This window comes from Lacihabitans sp. LS3-19 (assembly GCF_024343575.1).
GTDB lineage: Bacteria > Bacteroidota > Bacteroidia > Cytophagales > Spirosomataceae > Leadbetterella.
Genome location: NZ_RJUA01000002.1, coordinates 286,362 through 309,007, shown reverse-complemented (window position 1 = coordinate 309,007; position 22,646 = coordinate 286,362). Strand labels below are relative to the sequence as shown.

Annotated in this window: 17 protein-coding genes; 9 read left to right on the top strand and 8 right to left on the bottom strand. The window is 33.1% G+C overall.

Annotated features, from left to right (window positions below):
- Positions 1-12 precede the first annotated feature (12 nt).
- Positions 13-630, bottom strand: coding sequence for a 50S ribosomal protein L3 (rplC, locus tag EGI22_RS03590; RefSeq protein WP_255066568.1), 618 nt, complete (start codon positions 628-630; stop codon positions 13-15).
- Positions 631-1,337: 707 nt separating this feature from the next.
- Between rplC and EGI22_RS03585 the strand changes: the two genes are divergently transcribed.
- The 4 genes from EGI22_RS03585 to EGI22_RS03570 all read left to right on the top strand — a co-directional run bounded on the left by EGI22_RS03585 (position 1,338) and on the right by EGI22_RS03570 (position 7,146).
- Positions 1,338-2,384: an agmatine/peptidylarginine deiminase gene (locus EGI22_RS03585; RefSeq protein ID WP_255066482.1), complete on the top strand. Its 1,047-nt coding sequence runs from the start codon at positions 1,338-1,340 to the stop codon at positions 2,382-2,384.
- Between the two features lie 134 nt (positions 2,385-2,518).
- Positions 2,519-4,846, top strand: coding sequence for a peptidylprolyl isomerase (locus tag EGI22_RS03580; protein ID WP_255066478.1), 2,328 nt, complete (start codon positions 2,519-2,521; stop codon positions 4,844-4,846).
- Positions 4,843-6,159 carry a peptidylprolyl isomerase gene (locus EGI22_RS03575; RefSeq protein WP_255066477.1) on the top strand — a complete coding sequence of 439 codons (1,317 nt, stop codon included), beginning with the start codon at positions 4,843-4,845 and terminating at the stop codon, positions 6,157-6,159. The genes EGI22_RS03580 and EGI22_RS03575 overlap by 4 nt, the downstream gene beginning before the upstream one ends.
- A gap of 21 nt (positions 6,160-6,180) precedes the next feature.
- Positions 6,181-7,146, top strand: coding sequence for a MoxR family ATPase (locus EGI22_RS03570; protein ID WP_255066475.1), 966 nt, complete (start codon positions 6,181-6,183; stop codon positions 7,144-7,146).
- A 26-nt stretch (positions 7,147-7,172) separates the two neighbouring features.
- On the opposite strand, the gene EGI22_RS03565 is transcribed toward EGI22_RS03570, so the two are convergent.
- From EGI22_RS03565 to EGI22_RS03535, 7 genes are all read right to left on the bottom strand, one after another.
- On the bottom strand, positions 7,173-8,846 hold the full coding sequence (locus tag EGI22_RS03565) for a DNA polymerase/3'-5' exonuclease PolX (RefSeq protein WP_255066474.1): 1,674 nt from the start codon (positions 8,844-8,846) through the stop codon (positions 7,173-7,175).
- A gap of 97 nt (positions 8,847-8,943) precedes the next feature.
- Complete coding sequence (secG, locus tag EGI22_RS03560; protein ID WP_255066472.1) at positions 8,944-9,303, bottom strand: preprotein translocase subunit SecG; 360 nt, start codon at positions 9,301-9,303, stop codon at positions 8,944-8,946.
- A gap of 87 nt (positions 9,304-9,390) precedes the next feature.
- Complete coding sequence (locus EGI22_RS03555) at positions 9,391-9,738, bottom strand: hypothetical protein (RefSeq protein ID WP_255066467.1); 348 nt, start codon at positions 9,736-9,738, stop codon at positions 9,391-9,393.
- Positions 9,732-10,235 carry an LptE family protein gene (locus tag EGI22_RS03550; protein ID WP_255066466.1) on the bottom strand — a complete coding sequence of 168 codons (504 nt, stop codon included), beginning with the start codon at positions 10,233-10,235 and terminating at the stop codon, positions 9,732-9,734. Before EGI22_RS03550 ends, EGI22_RS03555 begins: the two co-directional genes overlap by 7 nt.
- Positions 10,225-11,538 (bottom strand): sigma 54-interacting transcriptional regulator, encoded by a 1,314-nt coding sequence (locus EGI22_RS03545; RefSeq protein WP_255066465.1) that lies wholly within the window; start codon positions 11,536-11,538, stop codon positions 10,225-10,227. The genes EGI22_RS03550 and EGI22_RS03545 overlap by 11 nt, the downstream gene beginning before the upstream one ends.
- 2 nt (positions 11,539-11,540) lie before the next feature.
- Positions 11,541-12,947 (bottom strand): tRNA (N6-isopentenyl adenosine(37)-C2)-methylthiotransferase MiaB, encoded by a 1,407-nt coding sequence (gene miaB, locus EGI22_RS03540; RefSeq protein WP_255066463.1) that lies wholly within the window; start codon positions 12,945-12,947, stop codon positions 11,541-11,543.
- A gap of 166 nt (positions 12,948-13,113) precedes the next feature.
- Entirely contained in the window at positions 13,114-15,633 is a 2,520-nt protein-coding gene (locus EGI22_RS03535; protein ID WP_255066459.1) for a BamA/TamA family outer membrane protein, read from the bottom strand.
- 20 nt (positions 15,634-15,653) lie between these two features.
- On the opposite strand from EGI22_RS03535, the gene EGI22_RS03530 reads away from it, so the two are divergent.
- The 5 genes from EGI22_RS03530 to EGI22_RS03510 all read left to right on the top strand — a co-directional run bounded on the left by EGI22_RS03530 (position 15,654) and on the right by EGI22_RS03510 (position 22,391).
- Positions 15,654-16,394, top strand: a complete 741-nt coding sequence (locus EGI22_RS03530) for an RNA methyltransferase (protein WP_255066458.1) — start codon at positions 15,654-15,656, stop codon at positions 16,392-16,394.
- A gap of 164 nt (positions 16,395-16,558) precedes the next feature.
- On the top strand, positions 16,559-18,400 hold the full coding sequence (gene yidC, locus EGI22_RS03525) for a membrane protein insertase YidC (RefSeq protein WP_255066457.1): 1,842 nt from the start codon (positions 16,559-16,561) through the stop codon (positions 18,398-18,400).
- A gap of 68 nt (positions 18,401-18,468) precedes the next feature.
- Positions 18,469-20,121, top strand: coding sequence for an ABC transporter substrate-binding protein (locus EGI22_RS03520; protein WP_255066456.1), 1,653 nt, complete (start codon positions 18,469-18,471; stop codon positions 20,119-20,121).
- A 3-nt stretch (positions 20,122-20,124) separates the two neighbouring features.
- Positions 20,125-21,423 (top strand): glutamate-1-semialdehyde 2,1-aminomutase, encoded by a 1,299-nt coding sequence (hemL, locus tag EGI22_RS03515; protein ID WP_255066455.1) that lies wholly within the window; start codon positions 20,125-20,127, stop codon positions 21,421-21,423.
- Positions 21,420-22,391, top strand: coding sequence for a glycosyltransferase family 2 protein (locus EGI22_RS03510; protein WP_255066454.1), 972 nt, complete (start codon positions 21,420-21,422; stop codon positions 22,389-22,391). The genes hemL and EGI22_RS03510 overlap by 4 nt, the downstream gene beginning before the upstream one ends.
- Positions 22,392-22,646 lie beyond the last annotated feature (255 nt).

Here is a 22,646-nt window from a genome sequence, read left to right as displayed (position 1 = left end):
GCTATCGACCTTTTATTTATGTAACGTAATTATCGAATTCTTTGCACCAGGTACTGAACCTGACACTAGGATCAAATTTTTGTCAGGAAAAAGTCTTAAAACTCTAAGGTTTTGAACAGTAACATTTGTGTGCCCCATTCTGCCCCCCATTTTAATTCCTTTAAAAACTCTCGCTGGGTAAGAACAAGCACCAATTGAACCTGGGTGTCTACCTCTGTTGTGCTGACCGTGAGTAGATTGACCTACACCACCAAATCCATGTCTCTTTACAACACCTTGAAATCCTTTTCCTTTCGTTTTTCCACTAATATCAACATACTCACCTTCAATGAACACGTCTTCTATTCTAACTGTTTCTCCTAGTGTAAACTCTTTCTCGAATTCTTTGAATTCAACTAATTTTCTTTTTGGAGTAGTATCAGCTTTTTTAAAGTGTCCCATAAGAGCTTTTGTCGTACGCTTCTCTTTCTTCTCTCCAAACCCAAGCTGTACAGCTTTGTAACCATCATTCTCTTCAGTTCTGATTTGAGTTACTACACATGGACCTGCTTCGATTACTGTGCAAGGCACAGCTTCTCCATCTTTGAAGATGGTAGTCATTCCAATTTTCTTTCCAATAATTCCAGACATAGTCTTTACTTTAAAATAATCGCTAAATTTAACCAAATTTGAATCGGGCTGCAAAAGTACGCATACATTCACATAAATCCAAATTATTCTTTTTTCAACAACAGAGGTTGGTAAACGAACCAACTTGACAAGCACTGAGAACCTTTTTAAGGGTAAGGCATTTTTAATTATGCAGGAACATGCCTTGTTTCCTCTTAGTGATTCCAAAAAAAATTAAACGCGAATCGGAGACTGCCTATAAGTGAAATTCACAGTCGTAATTAAAATGGTTTCGAATGACACCGACTTCTTTTAATTAATGATAAGGAGAATCCTCCGTCGAATTGAGGTGCAAAATTATACAAATATTTGACAATAAAAAAATAATTACTAAAAATTTAAGAAAAACTTTATTTTACTTCAAAAAACAGGTAACTCATAAAAATTATTTAAAGTTGTTTTCGGATTTCAAAGTCCATTATTAATCAAAAAGTATTTTACTAGAGAATCCAAAAAAAAAAAACAGTCGAAAAATTCAACTGTTTTTAACCTATCATTTATTCAACCACTCTTAAAAAACGATTCGTTTCCGAAGAGATTTTTTCAAAATTTAAAATAATAAAAATCCTGTATTTTTTTATTTTTCACAAAAGTAATTCTTTTTTAAAACTGAAAAAACAAAAAAAAAGAAATTATTTTTGCAAATTAATTGAACATTTATTGAAAATATGCGAAATCCTAAGAATGAAAACTTCTATTTTCCAGCTGAATGGCATCCTCACGAGGCTACTTGGCTGAGTTTTCCAATTAATAAAGAAACATGGGAAAATCGATTTGAGAAAATATACCCTTCTTATTTAAAATTTATTTCTACAATCTCAAAAAGTGAATTGGTAAAAATAAATGCAAATAATGCAGAAACTATATTGCAAATTGAAAAACTATTTGAAAAATTCAAAATTGACACAACCAATATCCGCTTATATAATCACGCCACAAACGACTCGTGGTGTAGAGATCATGGGCCAGCTATTTTAATAAATAGAAATAACTCCGAAAGATTAATTATTGATTGGGAATATAACGCATGGGGAGGAAAATATCCGCCATTTGATTCAGACAATGGTATCCCTAAGAAGATTGCAAAACTACTTGAACTGCCATATGTAAGCCCTGGAATAATAATGGAAGGTGGGTCAGTAGAGTTTAACGGCTCGGGATCCGTCATGACCAGCAAGTCTTGCCTTTTGAATAAGAACCGTAACCCAAGCTTAGATCAGAGTCAAATAGAGAACTATTTGTGTACTTTTTACGGTGTTAATCAAGTATTATGGATAGAAGATGGCATTATTGGTGATGATACTGACGGACACATAGATGATACCGTTAGATTTGTGGCAGAGGACAGGATTATAACCATGATAGAAAAAAACAAATCGGATGAAAACCATTTAATTCTTGAAGAAAATCTGAAATTGTTAAAAAAAATGAGATTGTTAAATGGAAAACAATTGGAAATAGTGGAAATTGAAATGCCAGAGCCCGTTATAGATAATGGAGAAAGGTTACCTGCGTCTTATGCTAACTTTTGCATTACCAACAAAAACGTAATTGTGCCAACTTATAGATGCAAAAACGACGATAAAGCTTTGAATCTAATACAAGCTTGTTTTAAAGACAGAGAAGTAATTGGCATTGATTCCACAGATATTATTTGGGGATTAGGCAGTTTCCACTGCCTATCTCAACAGGAGCCAAAGGCAACTTTGGTTTAATTTTGAAACTCAAAAAATAAAACACTAATTTTTTAGTTAATATTTTTAAGAGTACTTTTAGAAAATTGAGTATGAGGCAAAATTAAGAAACCAATTATTAGGACAATTTTGCTTTTCATTTTAGAAAACATATAATGCTTTATAACAGATATAAATATATTCTTGGATTTGTGATTTTGGGGGCTTGTTCAAAACCAGTTTTACAAACTGCTAAAATTGAAGTTCCAGCGGAAGTTATTGAAAAAACTTTAGACCCAATAGTGATGGTAGCAAATGACGATACTTACACTAGGTCAGAATTTGGAATAGATTTTGAAAATTCAATAAATTTAGATTCTGCAACTAACGATGAGTTGATAAATGAGGTTTTGAAAAAAAAGCTTTTCATTTTAGAAGCAAAAGCTTTAGGAATGGATACAACGGATAATTTTGAAGAAGAAGTAGAAACTTATAAGAGAATAGAACTTCAAAGTTTTTTAGAAGACAAAAAAGCCATTAATGCATTAGCCGAAGATGCATATAGCAAATATCAGAACGAAATTAACGCATCTCATATTTTTATTCCTCTTTCGTGGTATGCATCTCCAAGCGATACCCTAAAAGTGTACAATGAACTCACAGAATTAAGAAAATACGCTCTTCATAAAGACAATTTCGCAATTTTAGCGAAGGAATGGTCCAAAGATCCCAAAACATCAGATAATGGAGGGAACTTAGGTTGGTTTTCTACTTTTCATTTAATATTACCTCTAGAAGATGTTGCATTTAAAACTCCAGTTGATTCTATTTCAATGCCAATAAGAACAAAGGCAGGGTACCATATTATAAAGGTTAATGGAAAAAGAAAAAATAGTGGCTATGTAAAGGTTCAACAAATTTTAAAATTTTTCAATAAAGACCTTAATAAAGAGCAATTTGACCAATTTTACAATCTTTTAGATTCTCTTCAAAAAGAAATATCAAAAGGAGCTAATTTTGAAGAGCTGGCGATTAGATTTTCAGATGATATTAATTCAAAACAAACACTTGGTATTCTTCCAGTTTTCGGAATTGGAACCAGAGAGGAGTCCACCTTTGAAGAAGCTGCTTTTAATCTCAAAATTGGTGAGGTATCAAAACCTGTAAGATCTAGCAGTGGTTTGCATCTCATAAAGCTTTTGGCTAAATATGCTCCGGACACCAAAGAGGTTTTTATTAAAAAGAATTTAAACAAATTCACTACAGACTCGAGAGCTGAGTTCCTGCAAAATAAACATTTGGAAGAACTAAAAAGAAAATACAATCTTGAAATAAATCAGGAAATACTTACCCATTGCTTAAATTTTTCAGACAAAAGGATATTGAACCGTGAATGGGAAACACATAGTAGTGATTTAGACAGATTTGTACTTTTCACTATTAAGGAGCAAAAATACTTTGCAGGTGATTTTTTCAAATATTTAATGGAAAGGCAAACCTTTGATAAATGGAGAGCAGAGGAAACTCCAGTTCAAATTTTTAGAATGTTTTTTGATAAATATTTAAAAAAATCCTTGACCGAATTTGAAGAATCACAATTTTCTACAGGCAACAATGACTTGAGTAGACTATTTAAAGCCCAAAGAGACAATTTATTGTATTCTAAGTTTTACAATATTAATGTCATTGAGAAATCGTTAGATGACACTACTGGACAAAGGAAATTTTATGAAAACAATCCTAATCTATTTGGTATAAAAGAAGAAGGGAACATGTCAGTAATTAGCTTTAAGGATTCTACAGTCTATCAAAAATTTAACATAGCTAGACAAAATCAGAAACCTTACCAACTCTTTAGAGGGATTAGACCAATTTACTATTACAAAAACCAATATGAGTTAGGACAAGACGAAAAAAGAAAAATGATGGGACTTTTGACTATTTTAAAAAAGAACCAAGGTTATATTGTTGAGGTGGGTGGACATATAGACAATAATGAAGATGAAAATATATCGGAGTTAAGAATTAAGCAAATCGTTGATTTTTTAGTTGAAAATGGATTACCTTTGACGCGAATTTTGGAGGTAGACTACAAAAACAACAAGGTTCAAGACAGATTTGATTGGTCAAAAAATCAAAGGGTAAGTTTTCAGTTTTTCAGCAATTATGAGTCTGATTTGGTTAAAGTTTTCAATTCAAAAGACAGTGATGCCATTGTTTTTAAAACTTTAAGGATAGGAAGAGAAGAGTATGAAAAAAAAATAGGCCAAAAATGGGAAAACCATACAGGAATTCAGAAAATTGGAAATAGACTTGAAGAGTTTTCGTTGAGAACCAATAACTATCAAAAAAGTTTTAAAGATTATAAATACCAAGTTATTGAAAAGTATCAAGAATATTTAAGTCAGTCTTTAGAAATAAAACTGATGGCAAAATACCGAGTAAGTCTAGATAAAGCAGAGTTGAATAAGTTAATAGAGGAAGTAAAAAACAAAAATAAATGATTAAAAGATTATTAGTGGCTTTGATAGCCATTCCGTTTTTCAGTTTTGGTCAATCCACCAATATTGATAAAATAGTAGCAAAAGTAGATAATTTATACATTCTTAAGTCGGAAGTTGAGTCAATAGTTGTTAGAAGCAAACAAGAAGGACAAGAGATGACTAAATGTCAAGCTTTGGAGAGTTTGACAATTCAAAAACTATTGGTAGCAAAAGCTGAAATTGACTCAGTAATTGTAGATGAAGACATGGTAAACAGCCAGTTAGATGCAAGAATGGGAGAAATGATAAGGGCATATGGAAATGAAAAGAATATTGTCCAGCAGTTCAGTAAATCAATAGAAACTTTAAAGTCTGAGTTAAAAAGCCAAGTTAGGGAGCAGTTGACTTCTGATAAAATGAGAAATTCAATAACTGAAAATGTAAATGTGACACCGTTAGAAGTTAAAAGATTTTTTAATAAAATTCCAAGCGACAGCTTACCCATGATACCTACCGAAGTAGTTCTTTCACAAATAGTTAGACTTGCTCCGGTAACTAAGGCAATGAAAGAAGAATTAGTGGAGAGACTGAATGGCTTTAAAAAACGAATTGAAAATGGAGAGAGTTTTGCAGAGCTAGCAAAGGAATTCTCGGAAGATCAAGGCTCCAAGGTACAGGGTGGAGACCTTGGCTGGGCAAAACGAGGTCAGATGGTGGCCGAGTTTGAGGCCATGGCTATGACACAAGATTCTGGAGTTGTTTCTAATGTAGTAGAATCAGAGTTTGGCTTTCACATAATTCAAACACTTGACAAACGAGGTCAAGAATATAGAGCCCGACATATATTGCTAAGACCGGATTATAGTAGATTGGATCTAACAGAGCCCAAACGTTTTTTGGATAGTTTAAAACATCAAATAGATATTGATAGCATAAGTTTTGAAAAAGCTATAAAATTATACTCTCAAGACAAAAACACTGCTGACGCTGGTGGAATAATAATAGATCCTGAAACTGGAGCTAGCTGGCAATCTGTGGATGTAAGTATGGAACCTAACTTATATTTCACAGTTGAGCCTATGAAGCTTGGCATGATAAGTGCACCTATGAACTTCAGAACTTATGATGGTAAAACAGGTATGAGACTTGTAAAAGTTAAGCAAAAAAAAGAGACTCATCGTGCTAGTATGAAAGATGACTATGAAAAATTAAAAACCTATTCTATGAGTCAAAAACAGAATGACGCTATCGAAAAATGGTTCAAAAATGCTTTATCTGAAGTTTATATTAATATTGAAAAAGAATACGAAGCTTGTAAATTATTTGAAAATTAAACCATTATTAATAAAGTGCAATTGAAAAAATACAGTTCGGACGTTGAGGCAGCTGATGCTCTAAAAAACACATACCAAGAGCTAACTAAAGAAATTGGAAAGGTTATAGTTGGACAAGAGGAAACAGTTAAATTATTATTAACTGCAATCTTTTGTCAGGGACATTGTTTATTGGTAGGTGTACCAGGTTTAGCTAAAACGCTTTTGGTTCAGACCATTGCTTCAGCCTTGGATTTAAATTTTAACAGAATACAATTTACGCCAGATTTAATGCCATCTGATATCGTTGGCTCTGAAACATTAGATAACAATCGTAATTTCAAATTCATCAAAGGACCTGTTTTTGCCAATATCATTTTGGCAGATGAGATTAACCGTACTCCTCCTAAAACGCAATCTGCCTTATTGGAATCAATGCAGGAGTATTCGGTGACTGTAGCGGGCGAAAGACATGCTTTGAATAAGCCGTTTTTTGTTTTAGCTACGCAGAACCCAATTGAACAAGAAGGCACCTATCCCCTACCCGAAGCACAATTGGACAGATTTATGTTTATGGTTAATTTGGATTACCCGAGCTTTGAACAAGAATTAAATATTGTAAAAAACACTACTTCTGACAAAAAAACTCAAGTAAACAAAGTACTTGGAGCGGAAGAAATTATTGAGTTCCAAAACTTAGTTAGAAAAGTTCCTGTGGCAGACAATGTAGTAGAGTATGCAGTGAAATTAGTACATAAAACCCGTCCCAATATCGATGGAGCATCTGAGGAATCCAAGAAGTTTTTAGAATGGGGAGCTGGACCAAGGGCTTCGCAAAATTTAGTATTAGCTGCTAAATGTCATGCTTTAATAAATGGAAAATATTCGCCTGATATAGAAGATGTAAAGGCTGTAGCTTTTCCTGTGCTACGACACAGAGTGGTTCGAAATTTCAAGGCGGAAGCTGAAGGTATCAGCACTGAGGAAATTATCAAAAAATTAATGTAATAGAAATAAGGAACGCCAAGCGTTCCTTATTTTTTTGAGAATACTTTCAATATTTCTGAAGTACTTAGGCAATTTAAGGTCATCTCTTTTGGAAGGCCACCTTTTCGAGCAACCTCAACTCCATATTGCATATCATGAATACCTTTCATTTCATGGGCGTCAGGATTAATACTTATCATTACATCTTTGGAAAGGCAATAATCAATCCATCTCCAGTCAATATCAAGCCTGTAAGGGCTCGCATTTAGCTCCATCACTACTCTATTTGCGGCACAAGCATCAATTATTTTCTTATAGTCTAAAGGATAGCCTTTGCGAGACAACAATAACCTTCCTGATAAATGTCCTAAAATATTGGTATATGGATTTTCAATCGCTTTTAATAACCTGAGCGTAGCTTTTTCGATATCCATATTTAACACTGCATGAACTGATGCAACTATATAATCAAAAGAAGCCAAAACATCGTTTTCATAATCTAAACTTCCATTTATTAAAATATCAGACTCAATGCCTTTAAGAATTCTAAAGTTTTGATATTGAGCATTTAAGGCGTCAATTTCCTTATGTTGTTTTATGACAGTTTCTGGCCAAAGTCCAGAAGCATAGGAAGCAGTTTGACTGTGATCGGCTATTCCAAAAAACTCAAAACCAAGACTTTGACAATAATCCGCCATTTCCTTCAAGGTGTGTTTCCCATCAGAATAGGTAGAATGATTGTGAACTGTACCTTTTAAGGAATCCCAAGTCACTAGTTCTTCATTTTTGTGTTTTTCTATCCATTCAAATTCATTCAATCCTTCTCTCATTTCTGGTACAATCCAATCATAGCCAAATGTTTTGTAAGCTTCCTTTTCCGATGTAAAAGAGATTTTTGATAAATGACTTAGTAGCGTAATTCCTTCTTCATTTTGAAATTTCAGATGGTTTTCATCCGAGTTTTTCATCAATTGTTTGTTCACAAAATCTTTTGAAGCAACTTTTTCAATTTCTATTGGCACCTGAAAATCTTTATAAAAACCTCTCCATGCACTCGGCGAGGAAAGTTTCATTTCTTGTTTGAATGTTGATTCATCAAATTTTAAACCTCCAAAACCATCTTTAATAACCATAAACTGTAATAAATCAACAGTTTCGCACCTTCTAATTACTTGGCCGACTTCATAGACATCAGGGTAGCGTTTTTTTATTTCTTCTAATATCGCATTACTTAAAAATGCACCTTTATCCATTCTAAGTTTCCCTTGTTGAGCTTGGATAAATGCCAAGGATTCCAAAATAGCATCTTGGGTTTTCTGTCCAAAACCTTTGGTTTCAGCTATTTTATTGTTTTCACAGGCTATTTTAAGGTCGTTTATATTGTCAATTCCTAAATCTTTCCAAAGCGTTTTAATCTTTTTTACACCCAAACCTTTTACTTTGAAAATATCAAATATACCTTCTGGCGTAATATCAATTAAACCTTGAAGTTCAGATAGTTGACCAGTTTTAACAATTTCTTCGATATTCGCACTTAAGACTTTTCCAAAACCACGAATCTGCATTACTTCCTTTTGGCTCATTTCGGAAATTGGATTTTCGAGCCTTTCTAAAGTAAATACACTAGCAATATAAGTCTTGGCCCGCATCTCGTCTCTATCGTGCAAATCAAGGAGTTTGCCTGTTAGTTGAATAATGTCGGCTATATCAGAATTTGTCATTAGAATAAATTTTAAAAATTGAAACTCAAATTAAGAAAAAGTGCAAAAAAAAAGATACCCAAACGGATATCTTTCAAATATTTTCTAAAGTGAAACTTTATTTTGCTGGTACTGTTGGTGTTCCTTGTGGAGCCGTTGCTGGTGCTGTTGGAGCAGGAGCAGTTGGCAACGCTGGTGCAGATGTAGCTCTTTCTACGTTCACATCACTGTCAGTAGTTGCCGCAGAACCTACAGTTTTGTATATAATAACTGTACTAAGTGAAGCTACTAACAAGAAAGCAAAAAAGCCCCAAGTCATTTTTTCTAAAATATCTCCAGTTTTTTGAACACCGAACATTTGTGTAGAACCTCCTCCAAATTCAGAAGAAATACCACCACCTTTAGGATTTTGAACCAATATCACGATGATAAGTAAAATAGCTACCAATATCATCAATACAAGAATAGTTGTTATCATTTTTATTTATGTTTTCTTAAAGAGCCGCAAAGTTAGTGTTTTTTGATTAGTTTCAATAATATTTTCTTTAAATATTGAGTAGGTTTCTTAAATAAATTTAGGTTTGGGTTTGTTTAAAAAATCCAATAAAATACTTTTTTGATCAAAACTATTCAGGTTTACCTGATTTTTGATGCCATTTGCATCATTAGCTGTTTCTTTATGCTCAGGTTCAAAATAATGCTTAAGGTTGTATTTATATTGAATTGATAATTCCTCGCCTTTTTTCCAAAGATCTTGATTAAAAATATCAGGTTGGTAGTTCAATAATAAAATATGGGGCAAATCAAAACTTGGAAATTTCTTGCAAATCTCTAAAAGGTAATCAACATCTTTGGAGTCTTTGGAACCCTTCTTTTTTATAATATTATTAAAAATATTTACCAGTGCTACCATGACGACGCTGTTGCATTAAAAATATTTAAAACCAATTGATCCAAAATTTTAGGCACTAAAGTGGTCTCAGCTTGTGTTAATGAGGTTTCTTGCGAAAAATCCTGATAGAAACTAAATTCTTTTTCGAAATTTTTCTGTTCATCAATTTTATCTACAAATCTTACTTCAACTGTAATAGTAAGTCGATTCATAGCTGCTTTATCGCCAGCAGTAGCAGATACTGGACTTTGTTCATACGAAATTACCGAACCTTCAAGATGCAAATCACCATCCGTGTTTTTAAACTTCAAGTTGGTGTTTCTTTGATAGTATTCTTTGAGTTTATCACTAAAACTCAAGCTCATATTTTGCGGACCACCCGCAGCTGACATCGTGAAATTCTGAATTGAAAACGTTTTATAATCTGGCGAAAGTGATGCACTGTTGAATTTGTAAATTCCACAGGAAAGCATAGTCAGTAAAAACGGAAGAAAAAAAAACGAATATTTAGTCCTCATCTTCAATATCGTATTGTTTAATTTTCCTGTAAAGTGTCCTTTCTGAAATACCTAAGCTCATAGCTGCATACTTTCTTTTGAAATTATTTTTTTTCAAAGCTTTAATTATCATATCCTTTTCATTTTTCTCTAAAGAAAGTGATTCTTCTTCGGTTTCATGACTGATATCTTCAATATTCTCTCTAGATTTCTGATAATCATCAATCTTAATAAAATTTTCGCTTAAAGGCTGGTTATAAACAGGATAAACAGGTTCATCTTCATTTACGGTAGGTCGTGAATAAACCATTGGAGCCTCTGAAGCCATATCTTTAAATAAATCGTGCTTTAAGCTTTCATTTACATTTTCAAAATTACCACCATTGGACATTGTACTATAAACGAGTTTTTTTAACTCAGTGATATCTTTTTTCATATCAAAGAGGACTTTATATAGCAATTCTCTTTCAGAAAAGTCATTTAAGCCTCCTAAATCTTTTGCTCCAAGTAAAGCAGGTAAACCTGAACTTTGGCTTTTGGGAAGGTATTTTTCGAGTATTTGACTATTGATAATTCTCTCGTTTTCGAGAATAGTAATCTGCTCAGCTATATTTTTTAATTGGCGGATATTTCCTGGAAATCTAAAAGCTCGCAACAAAGCTTTTGCTTCTTCGGTTAATTCTACGGGCTCAATGTGGTTTTTTTCCGCAAAATCACATGTAAATTTAATAAATAGCAACTCAATATCAAATCCTCTGTCTCGCAGAGGCGGGACAACAATTGGCACAGTATTTAACCTGTAAAACAAATCTTCTCTAAATTCTCCTTTTTCAATGGCATTTTGCAAGTTAACATTAGTAGCTGCAACAACTCTGACGTTGGTATTTTTCACCTTGGAAGAACCTACTGGAATATATTCGCCGTTTTCAAGTACTCTTAACAGCCTGGCTTGTGTACCCAAAGGAAGTTCGGCTATTTCGTCAAGAAATATTGTGCCGCCATTTGTAGTTTCAAAATAACCCTTCCTATCATCAATAGCTCCTGTAAATGAACCTTTTACGTGTCCAAACAATTCTGAGTCAATGGTTCCTTCTGGAATAGCACCGCAGTTTATGGCAATAAATGGTCCATTTTTCCGATGACTTAGTCCATGAATAATTTTTGAAAAAGATTCTTTTCCACTTCCGCTTTCGCCGTTTATTAAAACTGTAAGGTCAGTTGGAGCTACTTGTATAGCTATATTTAATGCATAGTTTAGTGATGGTGCATTTCCAATTACACCAAATCTATTTTTTGCATTTTGTATTTCGTTTGTGTTTGTCATATTTAGTCTACGATTTCGCCAATCAATGTACCTGTGCTGCAGCTATTCACCATAACATTTACATATTGGCCTTTTTCGTAGTTTTTTCTAGGGAAAACTATCACTTTATTTTGATCATTGCGACCTGCAAAGTCCATATTTGATTTTTTAGACTCTCCTTCTATCAAAACTCTATGAACTTTTCCTACCGATAAATTATTTCTTATTCCCGAATGTTGTCTTTGTTTATCAATTATTTCGTTCAATCTTCTCTTTTTAACATCTTCTGGCACGTCGTCAACTAATTTTTTAGCGGCAGGAGTACCAGGCCTTTCCGAATAAAAGAACATATAACCATAATCAAACATTACCTCATCCATTAGACTTAAGGTAGCTTGATGGTCTTCTTCGGTTTCAGTACAAAAACCTGCAATTAAGTCATGAGAAACGCCACAATCTTCGCCTAATATCTCTCTGATTTTAGAAATTCTTTCCAAATACCATTCTCTATCATAGGTTCTATTCATTAAATCCAATATCCTAGAACTTCCACTTTGTGCTGGAAGATGGATATAATTACATACATTATCATACTTTTTAATGGTATACAATACTTCGTCTGTAATGTCTTTGGGATGAGAAGTAGAAAACCTAACTCTTAACTCTGGGTTTATTTCAGCAACAGCAGAAAGTAAATTTGCAAAATTAAAATGCTCCTCTCCATTAGTCCATTTATAGGAATCAACATTTTGTCCAAGAAGTGTTACTTCCTTGTAACCTTTTTCGAAAAGCTCTTTCGCTTCTTTTAAAATAGAATGAGGGTCTCTGCTACGCTCACGACCTCTGGTGTAGGGAACCACACAAAAACTACACATATTGTCGCAGCCTCGCATGATCGAAATAAATGCAGATACCCCGTTAGAATCTATACGAACAGGAGAAATATCAGCATACGTCTCTTCTCTTGATAAAAACACATTAATGGCTTTATGCCCTTCATTCACCTCTTCAAGCAAATTTGGCAAATCTCTGTAGGCATCAGGCCCGACTACTAAATCCACCATTTTTTCTTCTTCCAAAAACTGCGTTTTCAGACGCTCAGCCATGCAGCCTAATACACCAATTTTAAGATTTGGATTAGTTTTCTTATTATTATTAATAGTGTTAAGCCTATTTCTGACTTTTTGTTCTGCATTATCTCTAATAGAACAGGTATTTATCAATACCAAATCTGCCTCCTCCATATTTGAGGTGGTAGAGTAGCCATTAGTCCTTAAAATAGAAGCCACAACTTCGCTATCAGCAAAGTTCATTTGGCATCCATAACTCTCAATATATAGTTTTTTAGTTCCAAGTACATTTTCATTAATAGATAACTTTGGTTCATCTAAATCTTCCTTCAAGGCTCCGCTGATACTTTCGGCAATCATATTTAATTTGTTATTAAGAATAAATGCAAAATTAACAAATATGACAATATGTCAGTGTTAAAATTTCTTTATTTTTTGGATAAAACCACATAGGCGATTTTTTGAAAAAATTGGTATTGTAGATTTTTTAAAGTTGAATAGAAGAAGTAGTCGCAAAGAATTTTGTTTAAAAAGGGTATCCAATTCCAAAATTCCAGTTTAATCCATATTGCTGTTTTCTTTTTAGGGAGAAATCATCCAATACAAACCTACTTCCTAACTCACGACTTGGGTCAAGTACTTTTATCCCCCAATCAAATCTAAAAAGGAAATAAGACAAATCCCAACGTACGCCGAATCCCGTTCCGACAGCTATTTCTTTATAAAAACGTTTGAAATCAAAATTTGCACTATTGTATTTGGTAGGCGTATTTGTTTGATACCATTTCCAAACATTACCTGCATCTAAAAAAGCTGCAAATTGTATGTCGCCAGCAAAATGCAATACTTTAACCCTATATTCTAGACTCGATTCTAAAAGAATATCGCCAGGTTGTGGAATAGTATTCCCAGCAGCGGTTGTATCAGGTTTAGAGGAGCCAGTACCCAGTGTTCTCGGTGCCCAAGCTCTTACGGAGTTACTTCCTCCTATAAAAAAATTCTTGTCATAAGGCATCGAACGATTTGATCCGTAGGGATTCGCTATACCAAGGTTAAAACGATAGGCATAACTACTTTTTGAATTTATATTTATGTTTCGTCGATAATCTGCATTAATTTTTACAAATCTGAAATAAGCCCGGACGCTATCCACAGAATTTTCAGCTTGTTTCAAGGGAAATACTTTTTCAACTATACCTATTTGGTTTTTGTTATCTAGGAAATTCAAAACTGTGCCCCCTGATTCAGCAAAAAACCTAAAAAACTTAGACGAAGAAAAAGGCTTGCTTAAGTTTTGATTATTGTAAACAAAATTTGAATTTAAAGATGACACAAACTGTGGGTCGAATGTAATCTTAAGATTATTTCCTTGACTTTGCAAAGCCAACAAACTATTATAAAACTCTCTACCTGATTCGTTATTGAAGTAAATCGTATTTATTAAATGAGCATCTAAAACACTGAAGTAGATTTGTGCAAACTTACTTAACTGTATAGAATGATTTGTATTTAATTTAAAATTCAGCCTTTTACCCCAAAATGGTTCTGAATAATTGTATCCAATACCAAGAATCGTTCTTGGATTTTTTAAGTTTAGCTGATTAAGATGATTTTGAAATGGCCAAAGTGTTGGAAGTGTCAAGTTCAAATTAAATCCCAATTCCAAACTACCCCGAATTGGTTGATTAGAGGTATTGATAGGCGAAGGCTGTCCTTCATAGGATGTCCTAAGGGACCCTTCAAAGATTTCAAGTTTTTTCAATAAATTCCTAGCTGTAAGTGAAATAGGCACTCCAAAACCAAAAAAAGTTGATCCATCATTGTAAATATTATTGATGCCAGGACTGATTCCAAATGTATATTTCTCAAGCAAAGGAGCAAAATATTCTAAGGAGAGTTGACCTGGGGATAGCGGCTTTATCTGCGAACTGGCAAATGCAAATTGATTATAAAGTGCAATTTGTCGTTGAGTTTCAACAATATCTTGAATTCGGTAAATAGCTCCCGGACTTGAAATGATTCTTGGACTTATGATATTTAAGGGTACATTCCTATCTAATCGGATAAATTTTACACCATTATAAAAAACTGTGTCTGGCTTATAGAAACTTTTGTTGCTATTTGGGTCGAATGCTTTAAAAATCACTTCCTCAACTCTGTACTGCTGGTGGTAAGTATTTACATCTGGATTTTGTATCTCTATCTGTAAATTGCCATGTTTTCTTTCAAAAAACAATTTCTCGTCTCCTTCATAATTACTGGCTCCATGAGAAATAAACTTGTTGTTGAAATTATAATATCCATTATTTTTAAGCATTTGCTCTATCCTGAGTTTCTCAGCTGAAACTTGTCTTAAATCAAAAAGACTTCCTTTTTCAACCAACTGACCATCCTCTGTGGCTTTGATCAAACTATCTAACACAGGGTCGTTTACAATGTATCTTACTGTATCAATAATATAAGGCGAATTTTCTTTTATTAAATAACTTACTTTAACTTTCCTATTTTTACTTGTCGTGTCAAACTTATAACTTACTTCTGCTTCCCTGTAACCAATATCAAACAAAAACTTCTTCATCTTATCAGCAGTTTCGGCTACATTAGACGCTGATATAAGCACTTGTTTTTCCCCAATATTTCTCCAAAACCAACCATTCCTTTCTTGTAGATTTTCTTGATATCGCTCTATTTTCTTTTCCAATTTTTGAATATTCCTTGGCGAAACCACAGCTGCAGACTTAAGAGTAGTTAATTTCTGAGTGGCAACTGCTAATTTCCCTTCATTTTTGGTGGCATTAAAGGCATTAGAACCAAAATTATACCACCATACTCTTGGAGTAATTGGCAATTCAAGGGGTTTTGAATTTTCTTTTTGAGAGAAAGGAATTATCTGTTCGAGTTCGTAGTCAAGTACTTTTTGATTTCCTTTAAAATCATTTCTCCACAAAATATACTTATTATTGTCAACTGGTATATTATTTTTACAAGAAAAAAGCATTCCTTGCAAAAACACCATCATTAATAAATATATTATTCTTTTACTCAATCTTCGACCCAAAATTTGAAATGATTTCTAAACAGCAACAAAAATACGTTCAATCTCTTCATAATAAAAAATACAGAACGGAATATAGTAGATTTTTGGTAGAAGGCGAAAAAGGTATTCTTGAAATTATAAACTCTGATTTCGAGATAGAGTATATATTTTGTAGTGAAAATTTAAAATTAAAGATAGATTCGGTTCGTAAAAACATAAAGGTTAATATTTGCAAAGAGGAAGAAATTTCCACAATTTCTACATTTAAAAACAACAATACTGGTGTAGCTTTAGTACATCAAAAGGCCAATTCCCATTTTGATTTAAACTTAAAAGACAATGTTGTATTAATATTAGATAACATCAAGGACCCAGGCAATCTCGGCACAATAATTAGACTTGCCGACTGGTATGGCATCAACAATATTTATTGCTCCCAAGATACCGTTGAATTTTATAACCCAAAAGTTATAAGCTCCACAATGGGCTCATTTACAAGAGTTAATGTTCACTACATTGATTTATCTTCTACCTTAAAAAAACTAAAAATGCCAATTTTGGGAGCATTTTTGGGAGGAGAAAATATCCAAAAATATAAATCTGAAAGTCAAATAGCTTTGATAATTGGAAGCGAATCCCATGGCATAAGTCCTGAAATAGAACAGTTTGTAACAAAAAAAATCACCATCCCGAGAATAGGTAAAGCGGAATCGCTTAATGCGGCTATTGCCACTGGAATTATCCTTGACAATATTTTTAGAGAAGTATAAAATGCATGGAAATTTGAATGGAAATTATGCCCAAAAACCATTAAAATAGCAAAATTTGAATTTAAGGGTAAATATTACCGTTCTTAATTTAATTCGGAATTGATTCTTTTTAATAAAGTTTTTTTACGAATTTTGCGGAAATTTTATTAACAATATACTCCTAAATGGAAAAATTAGACAAGAATTATATCATCGGTTTCATATTACTTTTTTTGATGTATGGAACTTATATTTATTTCAATCCTACGGTTCCGCCAGCACCTGAAGCTGCAAAAACAGAGACTGCGAAAAAATCTTCAATACCGAATGCTGCTACACCAAGTCCAATTTCGTTGGCAAATGTTGCAGTAAACGATTCTCTTCCTGAAAGATTAATCACTGCTGAAAACGATAATTTAATCGTAACTTTTTCGACTAAAGGAGCTAAAATCAAAAAAGTTGAGCTTAAAAACTACAAGACCTACAAGGCTTTTGAGAATAAGCAAAACGAAAAAATGGTATTGTATGATGGCGAGAATTCCATATTAGATTTTATTATCCCAACCAATTCGGGTGATCTTAGTCTTAATAATTTGAGTTTTGGCACCTCCTCTGAAAACATTAAAGTAAGTGGCGAAAACACTGGAAATATAGTTTTTACGAGCAATTATAAAGGTGGAAAAATAGAAAAAACTTTTAGTTTGACTGGAACTGGTTTTGAAATCAACCAAAACTTAAAAACCGAAGGATTAACAAGTGAGTTAAAAAATGCTCCAACTACATTGGCTTGGGAAAACCAAATTCAAATACTTGAAAATGATCTAAATGAAAACCGTAAAGCATCTCAAATAAATTATTTCGATAAAGATGAAAACTTTGAAGACCTCGGACTTGGAAGCACGTCGGACGCAAAAGAAGATGCAGAATTACCTGTAAAATGGTTCTCATTTAAACAAAAATATTTTACCTCAGGAATTATTTCAGAAAATGGTTTTTTTGAAAAAAGCAGTTTTGAGTTGAATACGCCCGTTTCTGATAGTTCTATTGTAAAAATAGGAAAAGTAAATGCACAAATTCCTTTTGCAGACATTAGCCAAAATAAATCGAGTTTAAAATATTATTTTGGACCAAACGATTTAGATGCATTAAAACTTGTTGGCAATGATTTTCAGAAAAACCTTTATCTGGGATACGATATAGTTAAACCAATCAACAGATACATATTCGTTCCTCTGTTTAATTGGGTAGAATCATTTGTGAGCAATTATGGTCTTTTGATTATTTTGGTGGTCTTAATGATAAAAATCACACTGACACCATTAATCTACAAATCTTATGTAAGTTCAGCTAAAATGAGAGTATTGGCACCTGAAATAAATGCCATAAAAGAAAAAGTGGGTGACGACGCAGTGAAAGTTCAACAAGAAACCATGAAGCTTTACCAACAAGTTGGCGTGAGTCCATTGAGTGGTTGCGTTCCGCTGGTATTACAAATGCCTATTTTGATGTCGGTATTCTTTCTTTTTCCTAACATGTTGATGTTTAGGCAGAAAAGCTTCCTTTGGGCAAATGACCTCTCTACCTATGATTCCTTAATTAGTTGGGGATTCAATCTTCCAGTAATAGGACATCACATAAGTCTATTTGTAGTATTGATGACATTATCAAGTTTGGCATTTACCTACTATAATAATCAGGTAACACCAGATCAGCCGGGTCCTGTAGACATGAAAAAATTGTCTTATATATTCCCTTTGGTGTTTTTCTTTGTATTGAATAGCTTTCCTGCGGCATTGAGTTTTTACTATTTAGTTTCCAATGTTGTCACCATTGCCCAGCAATTAATCGTAAGGAAATTTATTGATGAAGATAAAATATTGGCTATACTTGAAAAGAATAGAAAAAATTATCAAACCAAACCTCAGAAGAAAAATAAGTTCGGTGATTTTCTTCAAAAACAACTCCAAGCATCTGAAGAAATGAAGAGACAAAGTGCAGAATTGAAAAATTCACGCAAAAAGAAATGAAAAACTGCTCTACAATTTTTAAATTTGTAGAGCATTTTTTTTACCAAAAGGTTTTACTTCAATTATAAATGAAAAAAACAATAATAATTATTGTCTGTTTCGTCACTAATGGATTTGCTCAACTGAATGACCAAGCGTATCTAATAGAGTATAAAAAAGCTGTGCAGCTTTTTGCTAATAGCAATTACGAGCAGGCAGGACAAAAATTCAATCAGCTGGCTTCGAGGAATTATTCCAATCCTATGGTACCTTATGCATATTTTTACAATGCATTAAATTCCAAAAACAAGGGCAACTTGTATCAAAGCAGAATAATTTTCAGAAACTTATTTGAAAGTTTTTATGATTGGGACAAAATTAACGAAGCTAGGATATTGTATGCAGACTTAAACTTCTCTGAAAATTATTTCGAAGAAGCACTTAAAAGTCTTGAAACTATCCAGGACCCCGCATTTGATTCCAAAAAAAATGCAATGCTTAAAACTTACATTCCAAAAATAAAAAGTGTTTCAACCCTAAAGGAATTGTATTTTAAATTTCCTAGCCAAAAAATTTTAGCGGAAAACCTCGTTGAAAAAATACAATCCAACAGATACAATTCTAAAGATGATTTGGAAATATCTGATATGTTAACCAATAGATTTAAGTTATCTGATAAAAAAACTGGTGGTTCAAAAAAAGAAACCCAAAAGTATGAAACCGCAGAGGGTTCAATTGATTTTGGTGTCTTATTGCCTTTTAATTTAGGAGAATCTGAAGAAAACAGAACATCAAATCAGTATGTTTACGATTTGTATGAAGGTATGAAAATAGCTGCAGAGCAATTGGTAAAAGAAGGAATGGATTTAAATCTGCATGCTTTTGATGTTAAAAAAACTAAATATGATTTTCAAATTCTTGAGAAAAGAGACGGTTTCAAAAATTTAGATTTATTTTTTGGCCCACTTTATCCAGAACCCAACAACGAAGCCAAAACTTATGCTGCCTCGAATAAAATTATTCAAGTGCATCCCTTATCGAACAATTTGTCATTACTAAAAGATGAAGGAAAAGTATTTTTAATGCAGCCATCATATACCCAACAATCAAAAAAAACGCTGGATTATGCACTGAGTTTAAATAGAAAAAAAAGTGTTAGTATATATTTTGGCACATCGAGAAAAGATTCACTTTTTGCAAGTATTTACAAATCTGAAGCTCAAAAGAGAGGCTTCACTATTACATCATTTAAAAAATACTCTGGTAAACTTAGTAAACTTAGCCCAGAAGCTGGTCATATATTTTTGGCGACAGATAATAACGATGGAGTAAAGTTCCTACAAAGTATGACTTATAGTAAAATTGAGCCTGAACTTATTTGTACAGCCACGTCTTTTTCTTGGGACAGAGTAAATTCGGGATCTTTTGCCGAAAATGTTTCGTTTATATATCCAGAGTTCGTGGCCAAAGACAAAGAAACAGTTAGAAATTTTGAAGATATTTATTTTGAAAAGATGGGTGCTTCTCCTTCATATTATAGCTATGCTGGATATGACATGGTGCTGTTTTTTGGAAAAATGCTTAAAAACGGAAAAGATATATTTGATTTAAATATTGACTCTGGCCAATTCACTGACGACTACCTTTTGGGTGGATTTGATTTTAGCGGAAAAATAAAAGAAAATGCAATCGTTCCAATCGTAAAATACAAGGGTGAGGCATTTGAAGAGATTTATAGATAAAAAATGAAAAATAAAAATAGTTCTAAGCTTTTTGAAGAAGCAAAAAAATATATCCCTGGAGGTGTAAATTCTCCAGTTAGAGCGTTCAAATCAGTTGGTGGAAATCCAAGATTTATAAAAAGAGCAAAAGGTGCATATTTGATTGACGAAGACAACAACAAATATGTGGACATGATTAACTCTTGGGGTCCAATGATTCTGGGACACGCTTTCGGACCCATAGAAAACGAGGTCAAAAAAGCTACCAAATCATCTTTTTCCTTTGGTGCACCAACCGAAAAAGAGGTTAGAATGGCCAAACTTATCTGTGATTTGGTTCCATCTGTAGAGATGGTAAGGATGGTAAACTCAGGCACGGAAGCCACCATGTCAGCAATTAGACTTGCAAGAGCCTACACGGTCAAAGACAAGATTATTAAGTTTGAAGGCTGTTATCATGGACATGGTGATGCATTTTTAATTTCAGCTGGAAGTGGAGCTTTAAGTATGGGCCACCCTGATAGCCCAGGGGTAACCCAATCTACTGCAAACGACACGTTAACAGCTCCTTACAATAACAAAGAAGCTTTAAGTGAACTTATCACAAAAAATAAAGGCAAAATAGCAGGTTTAATACTTGAGCCTGTAGTAGGTAATATGGGTTGCGTATTGCCTGAAACAGGATATTTAGAATTTATACGAGAAATCTGTACCAAAGAAAAAATCGTTTTGATTTTTGACGAAGTCATGACAGGCTTCAGATTGGCATTGGGAGGTGCACAAGAGCGTTTCGGAGTTACACCTGACCTTACGACTATGGGAAAAATAATAGGTGGTGGAATGCCTGTAGGAGCATATGGCGGAAAAAAAGAATTGATGGAAATGGTATCTCCATCCGGACCAATGTATCAGGCTGGAACTTTATCAGGTAATCCAATTGCAATGTCAGCAGGTTTAGAAATGTTAAAACAGCTAAAAAACCATCCAGAAATTTATAAAAATTTAGACGAGGCTGGCCAAGAAATAGCCTATGGAATTAAAGCTGCTTTGAATGAATTAGAGTTAAACTATACTGTAAATCAAATCGGCTCAATGTATAGCTTATTCTTTACAGATCAAACGGTTACAGACTATGACAAAGCAAAAACTTGTGATACTCAAACTTTTGGAAAATACTTTAATTTTATGCTTGAGAAGGGAATTTACCTTGCTCCAAGTCAATTTGAATCACTTTTTATTTCAACTAGAATAGACAAAAAGTTGATAAAAAAAATACTAAAGGCAAATTTCCAAAGTCTATATGAACTTAAAGCTCAAAAATGAGAAAGTATTCGGTTATAATACCTATCTATAATAGACCCGACGAATTAGACGAACTTTTAGAAAGTTTAAAGCTCCAAACCTTTAAAAATTTTGAAATTATTGTAATAGAGGATGGTTCGGTAAACAAATGCGAGCATATTGTAGTAAAACATAGGGATTTCCTTGATATAAAATATTTTTACAAAACAAATGGTGGACAAGGTTTTGCAAGAAACTTTGGATTTGAAAAAGCCTGTGGAGACTATTTTGTGCAGTTTGATTCTGATGCGATAATACCAGAGAACTATTTTGAACTTGTAGAAATTCATCTCCAGAGTAACTATATAGATGCTTATGGCGGGCCTGACGCTGCACATTCTTCATTTACAGATACACAAAAAGCGATAAACTTTGCAATGACCTCGGTTTTGACAACTGGAGGAACTAGAGGAAAAAAGAAAAATCTTGGAGGGAAATTTCACCCAAGGAGCTTCAATTTTGGGATTTCTAGAAAAGTTTATGAGACCGTTGGAGGTTACAAAATAACCAGAATGGGTGAAGATATAGAATATAGTATTCGAATAATCGAAGCCGGTTTTAATGTTGGTTTAATTCCTGAAGCCTTTATTTATCATAAAAGAAGAACAAGTTTAAGCCAGTTTTATAAACAACTCTTCTTTTTTGGTAGAGCAAGAATAAATATTGGGCGTTTTTTTCCAAAAGAATTAAAACTAGTGCATTTTTTCCCTGTTGCATTCACACTATTTGTGCTTTCAATTCCTTTTCAATTTTTAATATTTAAAACTTTAGGATTAGCCTCATTAGTAATTTTAATATTTTTTTTACTTTTGATTTTTATGAGTTCAACTCTAGAAAACAAAAGTATTTCAGTGGGATTAAAAAGTATTCCTGCCGCTTTTATTCAATTGTTTGCTTATGGTATGGGTTTTTTGAAAGAAGCATTTTTTGGTAAATCTATGATAAAATAAGATCCAAATTCAATTGTAGGTTTCTTAAGTTTGATTTAATTGTTGGATACCAATCTAAATGCAGAGCAATTGATTTACAATTTATATTTAAACATTCGGTAAATTCATGTTGATATCCGCAGCTTGGGCATTTAGCTTGGTTTTTGAAATGATTAAAATTTTCACCACAAAAACAAAGTGATTTTTCGGAAGTAGAAGGAACTGTTTTACAATCAGGACAGCAAACTAGCATTTTGTATAGTTAAGGTATACAAA

What these genes read in the sequence shown, in the direction of transcription:
- rplC (WP_255066568.1), bottom strand. Translation starts at nt 630, where the DNA reads ATGTCTGGAATTATTGGAAAGAAAATTGGAATGACTACCATCTTCAAA.
- EGI22_RS03585 (WP_255066482.1), top strand. Translation starts at nt 1,338, where the DNA reads ATGCGAAATCCTAAGAATGAAAACTTCTATTTTCCAGCTGAATGGCAT.
- EGI22_RS03580 (WP_255066478.1), top strand. Translation starts at nt 2,519, where the DNA reads ATGCTTTATAACAGATATAAATATATTCTTGGATTTGTGATTTTGGGG.
- EGI22_RS03575 (WP_255066477.1), top strand. Translation starts at nt 4,843, where the DNA reads ATGATTAAAAGATTATTAGTGGCTTTGATAGCCATTCCGTTTTTCAGT.
- EGI22_RS03565 (WP_255066474.1), bottom strand. Translation starts at nt 8,846, where the DNA reads ATGACAAATTCTGATATAGCCGACATTATTCAACTAACAGGCAAACTC.
- secG (WP_255066472.1), bottom strand. Translation starts at nt 9,303, where the DNA reads ATGATAACAACTATTCTTGTATTGATGATATTGGTAGCTATTTTACTT.
- EGI22_RS03555 (WP_255066467.1), bottom strand. Translation starts at nt 9,738, where the DNA reads ATGGTAGCACTGGTAAATATTTTTAATAATATTATAAAAAAGAAGGGT.
- EGI22_RS03550 (WP_255066466.1), bottom strand. Translation starts at nt 10,235, where the DNA reads ATGAGGACTAAATATTCGTTTTTTTTTCTTCCGTTTTTACTGACTATG.
- EGI22_RS03545 (WP_255066465.1), bottom strand. Translation starts at nt 11,538, where the DNA reads ATGACAAACACAAACGAAATACAAAATGCAAAAAATAGATTTGGTGTA.
- miaB (WP_255066463.1), bottom strand. Translation starts at nt 12,947, where the DNA reads ATGATTGCCGAAAGTATCAGCGGAGCCTTGAAGGAAGATTTAGATGAA.
- EGI22_RS03530 (WP_255066458.1), top strand. Translation starts at nt 15,654, where the DNA reads ATGATTTCTAAACAGCAACAAAAATACGTTCAATCTCTTCATAATAAA.
- yidC (WP_255066457.1), top strand. Translation starts at nt 16,559, where the DNA reads ATGGAAAAATTAGACAAGAATTATATCATCGGTTTCATATTACTTTTT.
- EGI22_RS03520 (WP_255066456.1), top strand. Translation starts at nt 18,469, where the DNA reads ATGAAAAAAACAATAATAATTATTGTCTGTTTCGTCACTAATGGATTT.
- hemL (WP_255066455.1), top strand. Translation starts at nt 20,125, where the DNA reads ATGAAAAATAAAAATAGTTCTAAGCTTTTTGAAGAAGCAAAAAAATAT.
- EGI22_RS03510 (WP_255066454.1), top strand. Translation starts at nt 21,420, where the DNA reads ATGAGAAAGTATTCGGTTATAATACCTATCTATAATAGACCCGACGAA.